The 17,813-nt window shown below is 72.5% G+C and carries 12 protein-coding genes; 5 read left to right on the forward strand and 7 right to left on the reverse strand.

Going from position 1 to position 17,813, the window contains the following annotated elements; translation table 11 throughout:
• Nucleotides 1–12 precede the first annotated feature (12 nt).
• The 3 genes from QQ657_RS45785 to QQ657_RS45795 all read right to left on the reverse strand — a co-directional run bounded on the left by QQ657_RS45785 (nucleotide 13) and on the right by QQ657_RS45795 (nucleotide 3,503).
• Nucleotides 13–705 (reverse strand): helix-turn-helix transcriptional regulator, encoded by a 693-nt coding sequence (locus QQ657_RS45785; protein ID WP_284748680.1) that lies wholly within the window; start codon nucleotides 703–705, stop codon nucleotides 13–15.
• A 383-nt stretch (nucleotides 706–1,088) separates the two neighbouring features.
• A complete protein-coding gene (locus QQ657_RS45790; protein ID WP_434056847.1) occupies nucleotides 1,089–2,195 on the reverse strand; it encodes a cytochrome P450 in 1,107 nt (368 codons plus the stop codon).
• A gap of 96 nt (nucleotides 2,196–2,291) precedes the next feature.
• Nucleotides 2,292–3,503, reverse strand: coding sequence for a macrolide family glycosyltransferase (locus QQ657_RS45795; RefSeq protein ID WP_284748682.1), 1,212 nt, complete (start codon nucleotides 3,501–3,503; stop codon nucleotides 2,292–2,294).
• A 141-nt stretch (nucleotides 3,504–3,644) separates the two neighbouring features.
• Between QQ657_RS45795 and QQ657_RS45800 the strand changes: the two genes are divergently transcribed.
• Both QQ657_RS45800 and QQ657_RS45805 read left to right on the forward strand, forming a co-directional pair.
• Entirely contained in the window at nucleotides 3,645–4,613 is a 969-nt protein-coding gene (locus tag QQ657_RS45800; protein WP_284748683.1) for an ATP-binding cassette domain-containing protein, read from the forward strand.
• Nucleotides 4,614–4,616: 3 nt separating this feature from the next.
• A complete protein-coding gene (locus tag QQ657_RS45805; RefSeq protein ID WP_284748684.1) occupies nucleotides 4,617–5,465 on the forward strand; it encodes an ABC transporter permease in 849 nt (282 codons plus the stop codon).
• Nucleotides 5,466–5,549: 84 nt separating this feature from the next.
• Here QQ657_RS45805 and QQ657_RS45810 read toward each other — a convergent pair whose 3' ends face one another.
• On the reverse strand, nucleotides 5,550–6,785 hold the full coding sequence (locus tag QQ657_RS45810) for a macrolide family glycosyltransferase (protein ID WP_284748685.1): 1,236 nt from the start codon (nucleotides 6,783–6,785) through the stop codon (nucleotides 5,550–5,552).
• A gap of 216 nt (nucleotides 6,786–7,001) precedes the next feature.
• Here QQ657_RS45810 and QQ657_RS45815 point away from each other — a divergent pair, with 216 nt between their 5' ends.
• Nucleotides 7,002–8,495, forward strand: coding sequence for an ArnT family glycosyltransferase (locus tag QQ657_RS45815; RefSeq protein WP_284748686.1), 1,494 nt, complete (start codon nucleotides 7,002–7,004; stop codon nucleotides 8,493–8,495).
• Nucleotide 8,496: 1 nt separating this feature from the next.
• On the opposite strand, the gene rfbB is transcribed toward QQ657_RS45815, so the two are convergent.
• The 3 genes from rfbB to QQ657_RS45830 form a co-directional block, all read right to left on the reverse strand.
• Nucleotides 8,497–9,468 (reverse strand): dTDP-glucose 4,6-dehydratase, encoded by a 972-nt coding sequence (gene rfbB, locus QQ657_RS45820; RefSeq protein WP_284748687.1) that lies wholly within the window; start codon nucleotides 9,466–9,468, stop codon nucleotides 8,497–8,499.
• Between the two features lie 20 nt (nucleotides 9,469–9,488).
• A complete protein-coding gene (gene rfbA, locus QQ657_RS45825) occupies nucleotides 9,489–10,376 on the reverse strand; it encodes a glucose-1-phosphate thymidylyltransferase RfbA (protein WP_284748688.1) in 888 nt (295 codons plus the stop codon).
• A gap of 360 nt (nucleotides 10,377–10,736) precedes the next feature.
• A complete protein-coding gene (locus tag QQ657_RS45830; protein ID WP_284748689.1) occupies nucleotides 10,737–12,029 on the reverse strand; it encodes a sensor histidine kinase in 1,293 nt (430 codons plus the stop codon).
• Nucleotides 12,030–12,449: 420 nt separating this feature from the next.
• Between QQ657_RS45830 and QQ657_RS45835 the strand changes: the two genes are divergently transcribed.
• Both QQ657_RS45835 and QQ657_RS45840 read left to right on the forward strand, forming a co-directional pair.
• Complete coding sequence (locus QQ657_RS45835) at nucleotides 12,450–15,026, forward strand: LuxR C-terminal-related transcriptional regulator (RefSeq protein ID WP_284748690.1); 2,577 nt, start codon at nucleotides 12,450–12,452, stop codon at nucleotides 15,024–15,026.
• Entirely contained in the window at nucleotides 15,010–17,778 is a 2,769-nt protein-coding gene (locus tag QQ657_RS45840) for an AAA family ATPase (protein WP_284748691.1), read from the forward strand. The genes QQ657_RS45835 and QQ657_RS45840 overlap by 17 nt, the downstream gene beginning before the upstream one ends.
• The last annotated feature ends 35 nt before the right edge of the window (nucleotides 17,779–17,813 follow it).

Consider the following 17,813-nt stretch of genomic DNA (forward strand, 5'->3'; position numbering starts at 1 on the left):
TGGGGGAAGCGATCAGCGGATGTACTGCGGGGTCACCTTCGGCGGCCACTGGCCGATGCACAGGATGCCCTGCGAGTACGCCTTCGAGACCAGCGCCGAGCGGTTCGGCGACTTGAACTGCCGCAGCATCGCGCCGACGTGGTACTCGATGCCCTGCCTGCTCAGGTACAGCTTCGAAGCGAGCTGCACGGTCGAAATCCCGGCCGCGACGCCCTCGAGGACCTTCGCGTCGAGCTCGCTGAGGAGCTTGGTCTTCTCGATCGCCGGCCGCGGGGTCTCCGCGGCGCGGTCCGGCTTGATCAGCACGACGATCGTGGTGACCTGGCCGGACTGGCTGCGCACCGCGATGCCGGTCAGCCCGCCCGAGAGCACCGGCTGGGCCGGCCGCACGCCCACCAGGCGGGCGCTGAAGCGGTCCCGGCGGCCTTCGTTCAGGCGCGCCAGCTGCTGGAGGGTGAACTGTTTGGCACTCGGGTGCACGAAGTCCACAAAGCTCTGTCCGAAAACCTCGGACGCGGTCCGGCCCAGCTGACGGAGAAAGTCGCCATTGGCCTCGATCACCCGGAGATCGGGTCCCAGATTCGCGATGCAGACATCGGACAAGTCGAAGGCGGGGACGTTCTGGTTCTGTCTTTCGGCGACGGCCGGCAGGCCGTGCGGTACCGCCGCCGGCCGCTCGGCCAAGGAATCGACACGCGTGTTCATCGAGTTCGAACCCCCAGATTCGTTCTACGTTTCGAGGCATTGTCCACGGACAAAAGGCGTCGACGACCCCCGAGCTCCCCTCAAGAGGGTCGGCGGCAGCTGTCCGGGTGGGTTATTCACACCACCCCAGCGGAAACCTCGAGCCCTTCCCCAGAAGGATCCTCGAGTCCACCCGGCCAGCTGCGCTTCGGTCCGTTTCGTTGGAAACAAACCAAACGACGTCTCGTACGCTAGCCAACGGGGTATGGCCCGTCAATGCCGGTCGGGGGGTTGGGGGCTAACACTGGGGTCCGCACCACCGGAGGTACGGCACCCCGGACCGCACCTTCGGTAGTGCGGTATCCGGGCGTTCACTTTCCGCTCGCGAGCGGTTCCCCGGCGGGTCAGCCCGCGGTCGTCGTGACCGGCAGCTGCTGGACGCCGAACACGCCGCCGGCGTGGAACGGCACGTCCGCGCCCGGGGCGATCCGCAGGTGCTCGAAGCGCTCGAACAGCAGCTCCAGCGCGATCCGCCCCTCGAGCCGCGCCAGCGGCGCACCCAGGCAGAAGTGGATGCCGTGCCCGAACGCGGCGTGTGCGTTGGGCTTGCGGGTCAGGTCGAACCGCGCGGGGCCGGCGAACTCGCGCTCGTCGTAGTTCGCGGACACCACCCACGCCCAGACGATCGAGTCGGCGGGGATCACCGTGCCGGCCACCTCGACGTCGGCCGTGGTCACCCGGACCACCCGGGGGAACGGCGGCCGCAGCCGCAGCACCTCTTCGAGCAGCGGCTCGACCAGCGACGGCTCGGCCCGCACCCGCTCGTAGACGCCGGGGGCGTCCTCCAGGCAGAGCAGCACGTTGCCGAGCAGCATGGTGGTGGTGACGTGCCCGGCGAGCAGCAGCAGCGCGGTGAAGTTGCCGACCTCCTCGTCGGTCAGCCGCTCGCCGTCGATCGAGGACTCCACGAGCCGGGTAAGCAGGTCGTCACGCGGCTGCGCGCGCCGGTCCGCGATCTGGGCGTTGAGGTACGCCTCCATCTCCTCGATCGCGATGGCCAGCTTCTCGCCGGTGCTGGGGTCGTCGACCTGCAGGGCCATCAGCGCTTCGGCCCAGCCCCGGAACAGCGCGCGGTCCGTGGCGGGCACGCCCAGCAGCTCGGCGATGACGATCACCGGCAGCGGGTAGGCCAGCACGTCGACCAGGTCGAACTCCGTCGCGTCGGGCTTGACCTCGGCCAGCAGCTCCCGGGTCAGCTCGGTGATCCGCGGCTCGAGGTCGGCGACCACCTTGGGGGTGAACGCCTGGCTGACCAGCCGGCGCAGCTTGCGGTGCTCGGGCGGGTCGATGACCAGCAGGGTGCCCGGAGGCGCCTGGTCGCCGGGCGAGGTCAGGCGCGTCGTGTCCGAGGAGAACAGCTGCGCGTCGGTGCTGACCCGGCGGACGTCGGCGGACCGGAACACGTGCCAGGCCCCGGCATCGTCGCGCCACACGGGCGTGTCCGCCCGCATCTTCTCCAGCCAGGTGAGCAGGGAAGCGCCGCCGTCCGGGGCGATTTCCGGGGCAGCGGTCAGCTCGGTGGTGTCCACGTCGAATTCACTCCCAGATCAGGCGGTCAGTCGGGCCTCGACGCGGTCCGCGGCCGCCGCGGCGCCACCGGCGTCGGTGATGTGCTCGCGCATCCGGGCCACGCGTTCGTGCGCGCCGGCGTCCTCGGCGAGGCCGGAGACGGCCTTGAGCAGCGACGCCGCGTCGACGTCGTCCGGGTCGACCCGGACGCCGAGGCCGAGCTCGGCCAGCCGGTCGGCGACGATCTCCTGCTCCAGCGTGCGGGGCACGACCACCGGCGGGACGCCCAGCGCGAGCGACTCCATGGTGCTGCCCATCCCGGCGTGCGAGACGAACCCGCTCGCCCGGCTCAGCACGGCCGGCTGCGGCACCCACGGGTGCAGCTCGAAGTTCGGCGGCACCGGGCCCAGTTCGGCCGGCGAGACCAGGCGCCCGATCGTCATGACGACGTGCCACGGCGACCCGGCGAACGCCTCCAGGCACGAAGCGAAGAACTCGCGCTGGTGGTGATAGCCGAAGCTGCCCATGGCGATCAGCAGCACCGGCCGGTCGTCCGGCGGGGTCCAGCCGCCCGCGCGGTCGCCCAGGCAAGGCCCGACGAAGGCGAACCCGTCGTCGAAGGTGTCGCCACCGGGCTGGAACTCTCTCGGCAGGAACACGAGTTTGGTGTCCTCACGCGCTTCCGCGAGCTCCGCCGCGGACGTGCCGGGCAGGTGCTCGGCGAGCACGTCCCCGACCACCGAGGCGGCCTTGGCGAGCGCGGGGTGGTCCGGGTCGGGCGCGGGGACCTTGCCCGCCATCGAGGCGTACGGCGAAAACCGTTCGTTCGCCACGAACGTCGAACACGACAGGATGGCCGGGATTTCCCACTTGCGCGCCAGCAGACGTCCGGTGGCGTAACCGAAAGCGTCGTACACGAAGACGTCCGGCCGGTCGTCCTCGAAGGCGCCGAGCGCGGTCCGCAACGGCGCGAAGCCTTCCAGCGCTTGCGCGAGGCCCGCCTCCGCGACGACGTCGCCGGTGATCTTCTCCGGGATCGCCACGGTGTCCCACGACTTCGGCACGTGGGACTCGTACGGCAGCACGGTGGCACCGGTGGCGCGCACGGCATCGGCGTACTGCTCCGCCACGACGTAGCTCACCCGGTGGCCGCGGCGCACGAGTTCGGCCGCCACGGGCAGCGTCGGGTTGAGGTGCCCGTGGGCGGGATAGGTGAGGAAGGCGAGGTGGCTTCCCGGCGGGGGAGTCATGCCTCGAAAGCTAGTCGCGCGCGGCGGGCAGTCAACCATGTCTAGGCGAACCCCTCGGGTCCCGCGGTGAGCAGGGAAAAGGGGATTCCTCCTGTGCTAACTGTTGCCATGTCCGATTCGGCGCAGCGGAAGGAAGCGGCCGTGACCCTGTTCGTCGAGGCCGAGGGAATCACCAAGACCTTCGGCAAGGTCCGCGCGCTGGACGACGTCAGCTTGCAGGTGCCGCGCGGCACCGTGTGCGGGCTGCTGGGCCACAACGGCGCCGGCAAGACCACTTTGGTCAACGTGCTGACCACCCTGGTGACGCCGACTTCGGGCCGCGCCAGTGTCGCCGGGCTGGACGTCCAGCGCGACGCCGTCGCCCTGCGCAGCCGCATCGGGCTCACCGGCCAGTTCGCCTCGGTCGACGAGCAGCTTTCCGGCTTCCGCAACCTGATCCTGATCGCCCGCCTGCTCGGCGCCTCCACCAAGGCGGCCAAGGAGCGGGCGGACGAGCTGCTGACCGCGTTCGGCCTGCGCGACGCGGCCGGGCGCCAGGCGAAGACGTACTCCGGTGGCATGCGGCGGCGCCTCGACCTGGCCGCCAGCCTGGTCGGCCACCCCGACGTGATCTTCCTCGACGAGCCGACGACGGGCCTCGACCCGGCCGCCCGGATCGCCATGTGGGAGATCGTGGAACAGCTCGTGCGCGACGGCTCGACCGTGCTGCTCACCACGCAGATGCTCGACGAGGCCGACCGGCTCGCCGACAAGATCGTCGTGCTGGCACACGGAAAGGTGATCGCCGCGGGCACCTCGGCCTCGCTCAAGGCGCAGGTCGGCAAGCGCACGGTCACCCTGACGCTGGCGGACAAGCCCGACGCCGAACGTGCCGCGGACGCAGTGCGCCTCGCCGGGATGGAGGCGCGGGTGTCCGGAGTGGACGAACTCGCCGGGCTCGCGCTGACGGTGCCGGTCGAGAAGTCCACCGACCTCGCGCGCGTGGTCCGCGCGCTCGACGACGTCAAGGTCGACCCGGTCGAGCTGGCGCTGGTCGACCCGCGGCTCGACGACGTGTACCTCGCGCTCTCCGGGCCGCGGGATTCCCACCCAGTCACCGAGAGGGCTTGACCCATGAGCGCACCGACGACACTGTCCGCTTCGGACCGGTCCTCTGTGGCCGGACCCGGCGGGGGCGGTCCGTGGCGCGGCACCAGCGTGCCGATGCAGATCATCATCCTGACCGGCCGCTCGCTGCGGGCGGTCGTGGCGTCCCGGGCGCTGGTGCTGCTGGGCCTGCTGCAGCCGCTCATCGTGCTGATCCTGTTCAGCCAGGTGTTCGCGAGCCTGGCCGGCACCAGCTCGTTCCCGGCCGGGGTGTCCTACATCGACTACCTGATGCCGGCGGTGCTGGTGATGGGCTCGCTGTCGGTGGCGCTGCAGTCGGGCGTCGGGCTGCTCGACGACATGCGCAACGGCGTCGTGGCCCGGTTCCGCACGCTGCCGATCGCGTCGGCGTCGGTGCTGGTGGCGCGCAGCCTCGCCGACGTCGTGCGGCACGCGCTGCAGCTGGCGATCATGCTGGTGCTGGCCGCGACGCTGTTCGGGTTCTCACCCGGCGGCGGCTTCACCGGCGTGCTGCTGGCGTGGCTCATGTGCATCGCGGTGGGCTGGTCGCTCAGCTGGATGTTCATGGCCATCGGCGTCTGGATCACCAACGTCGAGGTGATGCAGGGCGTCACGTCGATGGTGATGTTCCCGCTGATGTTCGCTTCGTCGGCTTACGTCCCCCTGTCGTCGCTGCCGGCGTGGCTGCGCGCGGTGGCCACGGTGAACCCGCTGACGTACTCGGTCGACGCGTCCCGCAACCTGGCGCTGGGCAACCCGGTGGGCGTCGGCGGCCTGGCGGCGCTGGGCGCGGCCGGCCTGATCGGGCTCACGGGTGCGATCGTCGCCACGAGGGGATTCCGCCGCTCCGCCTGAGGTCTCGAGTCTGCCGCGGCTGTCGTGAGTGAGAAACAGGGTTAGAACACTGTTTCCCACTCACGACAAGCCGCGGCAGACTGCTTACTTCTGCTGCGTGAGCACGGCTGCCAGGGCGTCGGCGGCCGCGGGCGCGCCGCCCGCCTGCTCGATCTCCTTGGCCATCACCGCGAGCCGGGTGGGCAGCGAGTCGTCGGCCGCCATCGCCGTCACCGCGTCGAAGATCACCTGCCCGCTCGCCTCGGTGACCGGGATGTGCCGGCCGAGGCCCAGCTCCGCGACGCGGTGGGCGTTGGCCAGGGTCTCGCCGCTGTGGGACACCGCGAGGATCGGGACCTCGTAGCGCAGCGCCTCCAGGACGCTGCCCATTCCCGCCTGGCACACCAGTGCCGACGCGTGCTTCAGCACCGACGGGTGCGGCATCCAGTTGTGCGCCTCGACGTTCGGCGGCAGCTCGCCGAGCGCGGCCAGGTCGGCGCCGCGCCCCAGCGTCAGCACCACGTGCCACGGCGTGCCGCGGAACGCCTCGATGCAGCCGGTGAAGAACCCGAGGTCCTTGCTCATCGACGTGCCCAGCGAGATCAGCACCACCGGCCGGTCGCCGCCCGGCGGGGTCCAGTGGCCTTCGAGGACGGTGCAGTCCGCGGTCGGGCCGACGAACAGGTACCGCGGGCCGAACGTCTCGCTCCCGTAGTGGAAAGCCTTGGGGATGTACACCAGCCGCGGCTCTTCGCCGGTCGGCGTCAGGCTTTCCATCGCCAGGTTCGGGTCCAGGCCGTGGCGGATGAGCAGCGCCGAGACGCCCGCGCCGAACTCCTCGCCGAACCGGGCCAGGCGCGGGTCCTGGTGGTCGAAGTCGGTGGCGGCCGGGTGGTCCTCGGGCGGCTGGGGCGAGCCGGGGATCTCGTCGTCGTCGTTCTCGATGAAGACGGGACAGCTCTCGACGAGCGGGACGTCCCAGGCGCGGGCGAGCACGCGCGCGGCGTTCCCGCTGATCGTGTCGTGGACGATGAGGTCGGGCCGGTCGCCGGAAAGCCGCTCCAGCGCCGGTTCGAGCGCCGCGAAGCCTTCGCGCATGAGGTCGATGATCATCGTCACCGCGTCGTCGGCGCTGTCGACCTTGGTGACCGACGCGGGGAAGTCCGAGTGGTACGGCAGCACCTCGGCCGGGCTGTCGCGCAGGAGGCCGGTGAACTGCTCGGCGACGGCGAACGTGACCCGGTGGCCCCGCTCGGCGAGCGCGGCGACCGGGCCCAGCATCGGGTTGATGTGCCCGACGCCCGGAAAGCTGAAGAAGACGATGTGCCGGCCCTGGGTCATGGCTGGAGTATCGCGAGAAAGCCCAGGCCGGACGCGGTTTCGCGGCGAAGTCTAGGGAAACTGCCCGAGGTCGGTACCCCTCACTTTCGGTAGTGAAACATCACTTCTGAGTGACTACGAAGGTTGCGGATCCGCGCGGCCCGCGCGACTTTTGTTGCTCGGATCGATGACTCCCGGCCGTCGAGAACGCAAGGTCCATCCGGGTCTACTTGAGGTATGACCCTTACCAGTGAGACCACCGACAGCCGGCCGGGCCGCACGCGCCCGGCGTTCGCGCGGACTCCGGTTCTCCTGATCGCGGGAGTCGCCGGAGCCCTGCTCCTCATCGCCAGCCGGAACTACGGGTTCTCCTTCGACGAGGCCTACTTCGTGGTGGCCGGCCGCGACCACCCCGCGTGGGGTTACTTCGACCAGCCACCGCTGGTGCCGTTCCTGGCCGCCGGGCTGGACCACCTGTTCCCCGGCTCCTTGCTCGCCCTGCGGCTGCCCGCCACGCTGGCCGCCGTCGGCGGGATCGTGCTGAGCGCGCTGATCGCCCGCGAGCTGGGCGGCCGCCGGGTCGCGCAGACCGTCGCCGCGGCGGCGTACGCGATGTCCGGCGCCACGCTGATCTGCCACTACCTCGCGACCTACTCGATCGACCCGTTCTTCTGGTCGCTCATCGTCTGGCTGGTCGTGCGGTGGACGCGGCAGCGGCGCGAAGGCGTGGCCGACGACCGGCTGCTGTTCGCCGCCGGGCTCGTCACGGCCGTGTCGCTGCAGACGAAGTTCCTGGTGCCCGCGCTGTGGGTGGCGCTCGCCGCCGCGTCGCTGGTCTTCGGGCCGCGTGACCTCGTGCGCCGGCCGCTGCTGTGGGCGGGCGCGCTGGTCGCGACGCTGACCACCGTGCCGACGCTGGTCTGGCAGGCCGTGCACGGCTGGCCGTACGCCCGGATGTCCGAGGTCGTCGCGGCCGAGTTCCCCGGCACCGGCCCGTTCCTGCTCGAGCTGCTGTCCGGGCCCGGCCTGGTGATCGGCGTGCCGCTCGCGCTGTTCGGCTTCGGGCGCCTGCTCGCCGCCCGCGACCTGCGGCCCTACCGCTTCCTCGGCGTCGCGTTCCTGCTGCTGATCGTGGCCTACCTGCTGACGTCGGGCCGCTCCTACTACGTCTACAGCCTGTACGCGCTGCTGTTCGCGGCCGGCGCGGTGGGCCTGCAGGACGTCAAGTGGCCCACGGCCGCGAAGGCGGTCGGCTGGCTGCTCGTCGCGGTGTCCGTCCTCCAGGCGCTCGTGGCGCTGCCGATCTACCCGAAGTCCTGGGCCGAGCGCATTCCCGACGTGCCGCTGGTGCCGTTGACGGCGAAGGTCTTCGTGCAGTCCGACGGTCAGCTGGGCCAGCTTTCCGACGCCGTCGTGAAGGTCTACGCGTCGCTGCCGCCCGAGCAGCGGGCCCGGACGGCGATCATGACCGACAGCTACGCCTTCGCCGCCGACCTCCAGCTCTTCGGCGCGGAACGCGGGCTGCCGAACGTGTACAGCGCGCACCGCGGGTACTTCTACTTCGGGCACCCGGACGAGAGCGTCGACAGCGTGCTGTTCGTCGGCGACGCGAGCCCGCTGGTGGCCGGGGCGTTCGACCGGCACCAGGACGTGGTGCCGCAGCTGATGACCGTCTTCAGTGGACGGAACACCGCGTGGGACGCGTTGTGGCCCCAGCTGCGCACGCAGTGACTCAGCCCTTGAGCGGCTCCCACCAGTCGCGGTTGTTCTTGTACCAGTCGACGGTGTCGCGCAGGCCGGTGTCGATGCCGACCCGCGGGGTGTAGCCGAGCTCGGTGGAGATCTTCGTGATGTCCACCGAGTAGCGGCGGTCGTGGCCCTTGCGGTCTTCGACGGGCCGGATCGCGGTGTGGTCGCGGCCGGTGATTTCGAGCAGCCGCTCGGTGAGCTCCCGGTTGGTCAGCTCGGTGCCGCCGCCGATGTTGTAGACCTCGCCCGCGCGTCCCCGCTCGGCGACGAGCTGGATGCCGCGGCAGTGGTCGTCGACGTGGAGCCAGTCGCGGACGTTGAGGCCGTCGCCGTAGAGCGGTACCTGGAGGCCGTCGACGAGGTTGGTGACGAACAGCGGGATGACCTTCTCGGGGAACTGGTACGGCCCGTAGTTGTTGGAGCAGCGGGTGATCGAGACGTCGAGGCCGTGGGTGATGAAGAAGGAGCGGACCAGCAGGTCCGAGGCCGCTTTGGAGGCCGAGTACGGCGAGTTGGGGGCGACCGGGTGGTCCTCGGGCCAGGAGCCTTCGTCGATGGAGCCGTAGACCTCGTCGGTGGAGACGTGCACGAACTTGCCGACCTCGCGTTCCAGCGCGGCCTGCAGCAGGGTCTGGGTGCCGAGGACGTTGGTGCGGACGAACTCCGCCGACCCGGCGATCGACCGGTCCACATGGGATTCGGCGGCGAAGTGCACGACCAGGTCGGTGCCGGCCAGCTCCCGCTCGACGACCTCGGGGTCGCAGATGTCGCCGGTGACGACGCGCAGGCGGTCGTCGGCGGCGACCGGTGCCAGGTTCGCGCGGTTGCCCGCGTAGGTGAACTTGTCGAGCACGACCAGCTCGTCCGGCTCGAACCCGGCGTAGTGGCCGGAAAGCACGTTGCGGACGTAGGCCGAGCCGATGAAACCGGCGCCGCCGGTGACCACCATGCGCATGGGAAGGATCCTCCGGGGGTTCAGACCGTGGTGAGCTGCCGCGCGCGGCGCGCGAAGTCCATGACGTACTCGCCGTAGCCCGAGCTCCCGATCCGCTCGCCCAGCGCGTGGCACTGGTCGGCGTCGATGAAGCCCATGCGCAGCGCGATCTCTTCGAGGCAGGCGATCTGGACGCCCTGGCGGGCCTCCATCGTCTGCACGTACTGCCCGGCGTCCAGCAGCGACTTGTGCGTGCCGGTGTCGAGCCAGGCGAAGCCGCGGCCGAGGTCGATGCAGCTGGCGCGGCCCCGGTCGAGGTAGACGTTGTTGACGTCGGTGATCTCCAGCTCGCCGCGCGCGGACGGCTTGAGCCCCTTGGCGATTTCGACGACGTCGTTGTCGTAGAAGTACAAGCCGGTGAGCGCCCGGTTCGACTTCGGGTTGGCCGGCTTCTCCTCGATGGAGATCAGGTTGCCGTCGGCGTCGCACTCGCCGATGCCGTGGCGGTGCGGGTCGGAAACCTCGTAGCCGAACAGGACGCAGCCCTTGAGGTCGTGGGTCGCGGCGCGCAGGACGTCCGAGAAACCCTGCCCGTGGAAGATGTTGTCGCCGAGGATGAGGGCGGAGGTGTCGTCGCCGACGTGCTCCTCGCCGATGATGAAGGCCTCCGCGAGACCGTTCGGGTGGGCCTGCTCGGCGTAGCTGAGCTTCAGGCCGAGCTCGCCGCCGTCACCGAGGAGCCGCTTGAACGCGGGCAGGTCGTGCGGGGTCGAGATGAGCAGGATTTCGGTGATGCCGGCGAGCATCAGGACCGAGAGCGGGTAGTAGATCATCGGCTTGTTGTAGACGGGGACGAGCTGCTTGGAGACGCCCAGCGTGACCGGATGCAGTCGGGAGCCGCTGCCGCCGGCCAGGATGATGCCTTTCATGTGGGCCCCACGTTCTCGGTCGGAAGGATCGCGGTCGGCCCGACCTTAAGCGCGGGAGTAGTAGGAGAATCTCCAGTCCTGGCCCGGGCTCCCGTGTGGAGGCCCGCCGGTGCCGCGCCCGCTCGCCCGCGATCCGGACGTCGCGAATGACTCATCGGCGGCGTCGGAGGTCCCGAATGAGTCATTCGCGGCACCGAACCCGGGCCGAGCGCGGGAGCCGCTCGGCGAAGTCCGGCGCGCAGGCCCGAGCCGGACTTCGCGGCGGCGGGGCGCACCGACCCGGCAGCCGTCCTGAATGAGTCATTCAGGTCTTCGGGCGTCCTGAATGACTCATTCAAGACACTGCGGGAGCCGCGGGGGTCAGCGGTGCGCGGGCTTCTGGCGGTTCTCCGTCGTCGGCACGTACGCCGGCAGGTCGGCGGCGATCCGGAACCCGCCGTCCGGGGTGGGCCCGGCCTGCAGGGTGCCGCCGACCAGCTCGACCCGGTGGCGCAGGCTCGACAGCCCCAGCCCGGAGCCGCTGCCGGCCAGGACCTCGTCCGGTTGCCGCCGCGGCGGGGTGTTGACCACGCGGATGCCGACGCCGTCGGGCCGGTAGCGCAGTTCGACGCGGATCTCGGCGCCCGCCGCGTGCTTGCGGGCGTTGGTCAGCGCCTCCTGCACGATCCGGTGGACCGTGCGCGCGATCGTCGGGGACATCTGGGAGCGCTCGCCCTCGACGTCCAGCTCCACCGGGATCCCGGCCGCGACCGACTCGGCGACCAGCGTCGACGGGTCGGGCGCCTGGTCCGGCGTGCCCGCCGAGCCGGTCCGGGGGCTCGGGTTCGCCATCCGCTCGGAGAGGTCGGCCGACGTCGTGTTCAGCACCCCGACCAGGTCGCGCAGCTCGTCGAGCGCCATCGCGCCGCGGGCGCGGATCTCCTCGGCGGCCTTGCGGACGTCGGGTTCCTTCGAGCTGATGCCGAGCGCCCCGGCGTGCAGGACCATCAGGCTGAGCCCGTGGGTGAGGACGTCGTGCATCTCCGCGGCGAGGCGGCGGCGTTCCTCGAACCGGGCCTGCTCGGCCAGCAGGTGCGTCTCGCGTTCCGCCCGCTCGGCGCGGTCGCGCAGCTCCTGCAGCAGCTGCTTGCGCGCGTCGAGGTACAGCACGACCGCCGCCGGGCCGATCGTGCTGAGCAGCCCGACCGGGGTGATGGTCCAGCTGGGCGCCCACGGTTCGCTGCCGATGACCGCGAAGGCGCCGACGAAGGCGTACGCGACGCGCGGGCTCTCCAGCCGGACCAGGAAGATCACGATGACCGACGTGACGCGCGGCAGGATCAGCGGGCTGGCCGGGTCCTCCGGCGAGAGCAGGCCGGGGGCGAGCGCGTCGGCCAGCACCGTCGCGAAGGTCACCGCCAGCGCGATGCCGGCGACCGTCTTCGGGAAGCGCCGCAGCCCGAGCACCGAGACGTCGACCACCAGCTGGAGGACCAGGTCGGCGCGCGGGCCCGCCCACCCGGTGGTGGGATGGCTGTTGATGCTGATCACCACGTCGAGCGCGCCGAAGATCACCGCCAGGCTGAGCAGGGTCGCCAGTTCGTGCTTGGGCCCTACGCGGGTGCCAAGGTGCTCACGCAGCGTGGTTCGAGTACCTGGAGTGACGTCCGACACGGGCCCCACGTTAGCTCCCGGGGATGCGTCCCGGAGGTGGACCGGCGGTTCCCGGACCGGACTAGCGACGAAAGTTGCCCTCCGGTGGACGGACCGACAACTTTCGTTGGTTCCCCTTCACCCCGTCGGCCCACGGGCAACAAGGGGGACCTCAAGTCTTGGTTAAATGTCCAGTTTTCGACGCTCGGTAATGCTACAAGTATGTCACCCGGCCGGGTGGTGGCGCTCGCTGACAGCATGCGTCGCGCCTGGTACGGTCACCTGTTAGTGGAGGAAGTGGCACAGATCGGGCACCGACGGTGGTTTTCATCCCGGCGGCGGTGTCAATAGCGTTTCGGACGGTCAGGTCCTTCGGCGGCTCTGGGGGCTGCGGGAAAAGGGCTCGGTATTGCCGGGCTTGCAGGAAAGGTCGATGGCGGCATGTCGGATCCCACTCCGAATCCGGTCTTCGCCGGGTATTCGGGCGCATTGTCCCGGTGTGCGGTGCTCGCGTGGACGGAGTCCGCGCAGGCCGCGCTGGTGGACGGGGCGCCCGACGGCGGCGTCCGTGCTCTGCTGGCGAGCTTCGAGCGGTCGGAAACGGGCCGGTCCGCGAATATTATTCGCATTTCCGGTGACGCTCTCGCCGAGGCTCCCGAGTTCCACGCGCTCACCGAACTGTTCGCCGGGCACGCTGATCCGGGTGGCGCCATTGCGCGCACCCTGGAACTGCCCGCGGAAGACGGTTCCGCGCTCCACCGTAAATTCCGCACTCTGCGGTCATTGCTGCTTTCCGGGCCATTGCGGAAAAAGAATGTCGTGATCGTCGTCGAAGACGCTCAAAGGTGCGACGAATCGTCGGTGCGGTTCTTCGACTTCCTGCTGCGGTGCGGTCGCGGAGAGCGGTTTCTGCTGGTCCTCTGCCGCCGTCCCGACGAGCCCGGCCCCGGCAGCTGGGCACTGGGGCAGATCGGTGCGCAGGACCGGTGCCACCGCTGGGAAGTCGCCGCGGCACGGCCGGTCGACGCGCTGGCCGGGCTGTCCGCGCAGGCACGGACGGTGGCCACCGCCGTCGCCGTGCTTGACGAACAGAACGTGACGAGGGTGGCCGCATTGTGCGGGCTGCCCGCGCGGCCGGTGCGGATCGCCATCGACGGAATTCGACGCGCGAATCTGTTCGCCGGAAGCGTGCTCGACCGGTCGGTCCGATCCCGCCTGCTCGCGGAAACACCCGCCGAAGAACTCGCTCACCTGCATTTGCGGGCGGCCCGGGTGCTCAACGACGACGCGCGGCCCGCCGCGGAGGTCGCCCCGCACCTGGGCGCGCTGCCGCGGCTCGACGAGCGCTGGATGATCGACCTCGCGCTCGAAGCCGCGGCCGCCGCGGAGCACCGGGGCGACCCGGCGACCGCGGTCGCCCACCTCTCCCGCGCGGCCGCCGCCGAGCCGGGCCGCCTCGACGTCCGGCTGGCCCTGGCCGCCGCCCGGCTCGAGCTCGACCCGGAAGCGGCGATGACGGAGCTGCGCACGGCCGCCGGCCACGTCCGCGACCCGCGTGACCACTGCGCGGTCGCCGTGCTGTTCGCGCTCGCGGCCACCGCCGCGGACGCCGCCGGCCGGCGGCAGGCCCCGCTCGGCGGCATGGTCGACCGGCTGGCCGCGCGGCTCGGCACGGACTCGCCCGCGGTGCCCGTGGCGGCGCTCGCCGCCGCGGCCACGACCCGGGAGGCCGCGCGCGGCCTGCTGCGGGAACGGGCCGCGACCGCCCCCCGCGCGGCCGCGGCCCGCCACCCCGGCGCCCGGGACCTCGTGGACCGGGCCGCCGCCCTCGCGCTCGCCGGGCGCGGCAGCGAGGTCGCCGCGGCCTGCGCCCGCGCCGTGGTCCGGCTGCCGGTGGCGGCCGCCTCGAGCGCCGACCTGCTCGCCGCCGCGCGGACCCTGCGGCTGGTCGACGACGCGCCGAACGCCTTGCGCGCCCTCGACCGGGCGGTGGCCGAAGCCGCGGTGCGCGGCGACCGGGCCGGGCTCGGCCGGGCGCTGGCCGCCCGCTACGGCGCGCTGCGGGAGAGCGGCGACCGCGAAGGTGCGCTCGCCGACATCCGCGTCGCGGCGCTGGCGAACGCCGGACGTCGCCCGGGACTCGAAGTCCGCATCGCGCTGGCGACCGCCCTCTGCGACGACGGCGAAGCGGCTGCCGCCGAAGCGCTGCTGCGCGCGGCACGTCCGGACGAACTGGACGCCGCGCCGGCGGAGCGCCACTTCTGGCTGCTCGGCCTGGCCAGGGCCCGGGTCCTGCGCTCCGATGTGGACGGTGCGCTGGAACTGCTGCTCGAATCCGGCCGTCGGCAGGACGACGCCGGCGTGGGCAACCCGGTGTTCGCGCCGTGGTGGTACGCCGCGACGCTGCTGCTAGCCCGGCAAGGCCGGCACCAGGAAGCGGCCGCGTACGCCGAGCGTGGGCAGGAGCTCGCCGGGAGCTGGCCGACCGCGACCGCCCGGGGCCTGGTGCTGGCCGCTCGTGGCGCGGTCGCGTCGGGGACACGGGCGGCGGAGCTGCTGGCGGAGGCGGTCCGGGTACTGGCGGCTTCGCCATGCCGGATCGAGTACGCGCGGGTGGAGTACCTGCTGGGCAAGGCTTTGACGTGTGCCGGCGACCGCAAGGCCGCGCGCCAGCACCTGCGCCAGGCCGCGATGCTGTCCGCCTGTTCGGGGTGGTGCTCCATCGGCGCGCTCGCCCGTGAGCTGCTCGAGGAGTCGGGCGGCCGGCTGCGGAAACCGCGTGCCGACGTGCTGACCGAGCGCGAACGCGAGGTGGCCGGGCTGGTCGCCGGCGGGGCGAGCAACCGCGACGTCGCGGGCGCCCTGTTCGTCTCGCCGCGGACCGTCGAGCTGCACCTGACCAACGTCTACCGGAAGCTCGCCGTGGACAGCCGGGCCGAACTGGCCGCGGCGCTGCGGGCGAGCGCGGGGGCCGCCGACGCCGGGGCACCGAAGAGGACCCATGGGCTCGCCGGGTAGCGACGAACGCCGGGTGCCGGTCGAGGCCACCGCGCCGGACGCGGCGGGGCTGCCGCACCAGCGCGGCGTGCCCGGCCCGCGGCTGGCCGAGCGGGACGAGGAGTCCGCGCTGCTGACCGGGCTGGTCCACGGCCTGCCCGACGACGGCCCGGCGGTCGTCACGGTCACCGGCGCGCCCGGCTCCGGCCGCAGTGCCCTGCTGGCCTCTGTCGCCGCGACCGCCCGGCACGCCCGGCTGCGCGTCGCCCACGTGCCGTGCTGCCCGTCCGACGGGACCCAGCCGTTCACGGTGCTGCACCAGATCTTCACCGCGCTCGGCGCGGCACTGCCCCCGGCGGCGGTCGGGGAGAGCGGCGCCCGAGTGCCGGGCACCCGCGTCCTCGGCCGTCTGTGCCGGGACTTGTCCGCCGCGGTCGGCGGCTGGCCGCTCGTGCTCGTCGTCGACGACGTGCACTGGGCCGACGCCGCGTCCCGGGCTTGGCTACACACGCTTTCCGGGCTGCCGCAAGAGATTCCGGTGCTGCTGGTGGTCAGCCAGGCCGGCGGGCTGGACACCTGGCGGCCCGCGGGCGCCGCGCACGGCATCCGGCTGCGCCCGCTCGGCGACGCCGCGGTGGCCGGCCTGGTGCGCGAGCGGCTGGGCGCGGCGGCCGACGAACAGGTTGTCGAGCACGCCGTGCGCGGCAGCGGCGGGAACCCGGCCGTGCTGACCGAAGGCCTGAACCGGCTGCGCATGGAGCCCGGGTTCGCGCGCGAGCAGGCGGGGCTTTTCACCAGGATTGCCGGGGAACGCCTGCTGCGTCTGGTCGACATCCTTCCCGCCGAGCTCACCGCCGTGCTGCGCGCCGTTTCCGTGTGCCAGGACGGCTTCGGCCCGGCGCTGCTGGCCGAGCTCGCCGGGTGCCCGCCGGAGCGGCTGGCCGCGGACCTCGCGCGGCTGCGGGCGATCGGCCTGGTCACGGCGGCCGGCGGGCCGGCCGGGCCGGACACCGCCCAGCGGGTGCTGGCCCGGATGACCGAGGGCGACCGCGACGCTTTCTTCACCCGCGCGGCGAAACTGGGCCACGAACACGGCGTCGCGAACGCCGCCGTCGCGGCCATCCTGCGGCGCACCCGCGTGATCGGCGAGCCCTGGGTGGTGGAGGTGCTGCGCGCGGCCGCCCGGCTGGGCCAGGCGGGCGGGCGCGACGGGCAGGCGGTGGCGTCGCTCAAGCGCGCCCTGCAGGAACCCCTCGAACCGGCGCGGCGCGCGGCCGTGCTCCTCGACCTCGGCGCCGCGGAACTGCTGCTCGACCAGGACGCGGGTGACCGCCACCTGGCCCAGGTGCTGTCCGAAGTGGATGGTGCGGGTCCCGGCGGGCACCGGCTGCTGGCCGCGGACCTGCTCAACGCGCGGGGCGGGCTGGGCGCGCGCACCCTGATCGCCGCGTTCCGCCGGCCGGACGTCTCGGCGGCGGAACGCGACACGCTGCTCGGCCTGTACTGGCTGGCCGACGGCGACCCGCAGGACCGGCCGGCCGTCGGCGGCTACGGCATACCACCGCTGCCGGAACGACCTTCGGACCCGGCGCAGGCGGCCGTGGCCGCGGTATTGCTCGCCCGGCGCGGCCTGCGCCCGGCCCGGGTGCGCGGGCTCGCGCGTGCGGCGCTGGCGCAGCCGATGGACGAGGTGAGCTCGCTGACCGTGCGCTCCGCGGCGGTCCGCGCGCTGGTCCTCACCGGGGACCTCGCCGAAGCGGAGCCCCACGGCGAAGACGTGCTCGCGCAGGCACGCCGCCAGTGCTCCCGGGCGCTGGTCGCCCGCGCGCTGGTCGAGCGGGCCGAACGGCACCTCGTGGCGGGCACCCTCGACGAGGCAGCGGCCGACTTGGCCGACGCGCACGAACTGGTGCCGCCCCGGCACTGGCACTCGACGCAGCGCGCCCGGGTGGTCGCGACCGAGGCGAGGGTGCACCTGCAGGCCGGCCGCGTCGACCTCGCCCGGCGGGTGCTCGAGCGCGACGCCGTCGAGCCGGGACCCGGGCTCGGCAGCGCGTTCCTGTTGTACGCCACGGGAGCGGTGCTGCTCGGCGAGGACCGGCCGGGCCAGGCGCTCGCCCCGTTGCGCGAGTGCGGCCGCCGGCTTTCCGCGCGGGGCTGGGAAAACCCGGAGCTCCTGCCGTGGCGCTCGACCGCGGCGAAGTGCCTGGTGGCCGGGGGCGAGCGGGAAGCCGCCCGGCAGCTGCTCGGCGAGGAGCTCGCCGCCGCGACGGCGTGGGGCACCCGGGCCGCCGTCGGCGGCGCGCACCTGGCCACCGCGCTCACCCTCGGCCCCGGGGACGCCGGCAGTATCGGGCACCTCGGGCAGGCGGTCGCACTGCTGCAGGGCAGCGGCAGCCACCTGCGCCACGCGACGGCCCTGGTGGAGCTGGCGGCGGCCGGTGGCGAGCAGGTCGCCGACCACCTCGCGGAAGCGGCCACCCTGGCGGCCCGGTACCGCTGGCGGCGCGTCCTCGAGCGGCTGCACGAGCTGACCGGCCGTCCGGTGGCGGAGGAAGAACGGCCGCGGCCGCACGGGCTTTCCGAAGCCCAGCGCCGGGTGGCGAAGCTGGCCGCCGCGGGCACGTCCAACGCCGGGATCGCGGTAGAGCTGGCGGTGACCCGGCGGACGGTCGAGCTTCACTTGACGAACGTCTATCGCAAGCTGGGTATCGACGGCAGGCGGCAGCTCGCGGAGGCTCTTGCGGCCACCGGTGTGGAGGGTTGGTCGTGATGCTGCGGGAAGTCGAGGGCGGCTGGGCGTGGCCG

The sequence above is a fragment of the Amycolatopsis ponsaeliensis genome (assembly GCF_030182635.1).
Lineage (GTDB): Bacteria > Actinomycetota > Actinomycetes > Mycobacteriales > Pseudonocardiaceae > Amycolatopsis > Amycolatopsis ponsaeliensis.

Excerpts from the sequence above, each read along its gene's own strand:
- QQ657_RS45840 (WP_284748691.1), top strand. The coding sequence starts at position 15,010 with ATGGGCTCGCCGGGTAGCGACGAACGCCGGGTGCCGGTCGAGGCCACC.
- QQ657_RS45805 (WP_284748684.1), top strand. The coding sequence starts at position 4,617 with ATGAGCGCACCGACGACACTGTCCGCTTCGGACCGGTCCTCTGTGGCC.
- QQ657_RS45810 (WP_284748685.1), bottom strand. The coding sequence starts at position 6,785 with ATGACCCAGGGCCGGCACATCGTCTTCTTCAGCTTTCCGGGCGTCGGG.
- QQ657_RS45785 (WP_284748680.1), bottom strand. The coding sequence starts at position 705 with ATGAACACGCGTGTCGATTCCTTGGCCGAGCGGCCGGCGGCGGTACCG.
- QQ657_RS45815 (WP_284748686.1), top strand. The coding sequence starts at position 7,002 with ATGACCCTTACCAGTGAGACCACCGACAGCCGGCCGGGCCGCACGCGC.
- rfbA (WP_284748688.1), bottom strand. The coding sequence starts at position 10,376 with ATGAAAGGCATCATCCTGGCCGGCGGCAGCGGCTCCCGACTGCATCCG.
- rfbB (WP_284748687.1), bottom strand. The coding sequence starts at position 9,468 with ATGCGCATGGTGGTCACCGGCGGCGCCGGTTTCATCGGCTCGGCCTAC.
- QQ657_RS45835 (WP_284748690.1), top strand. The coding sequence starts at position 12,450 with ATGTCGGATCCCACTCCGAATCCGGTCTTCGCCGGGTATTCGGGCGCA.
- QQ657_RS45795 (WP_284748682.1), bottom strand. The coding sequence starts at position 3,503 with ATGACTCCCCCGCCGGGAAGCCACCTCGCCTTCCTCACCTATCCCGCC.
- QQ657_RS45790 (WP_434056847.1), bottom strand. The coding sequence starts at position 2,195 with ATGCGGGCGGACACGCCCGTGTGGCGCGACGATGCCGGGGCCTGGCAC.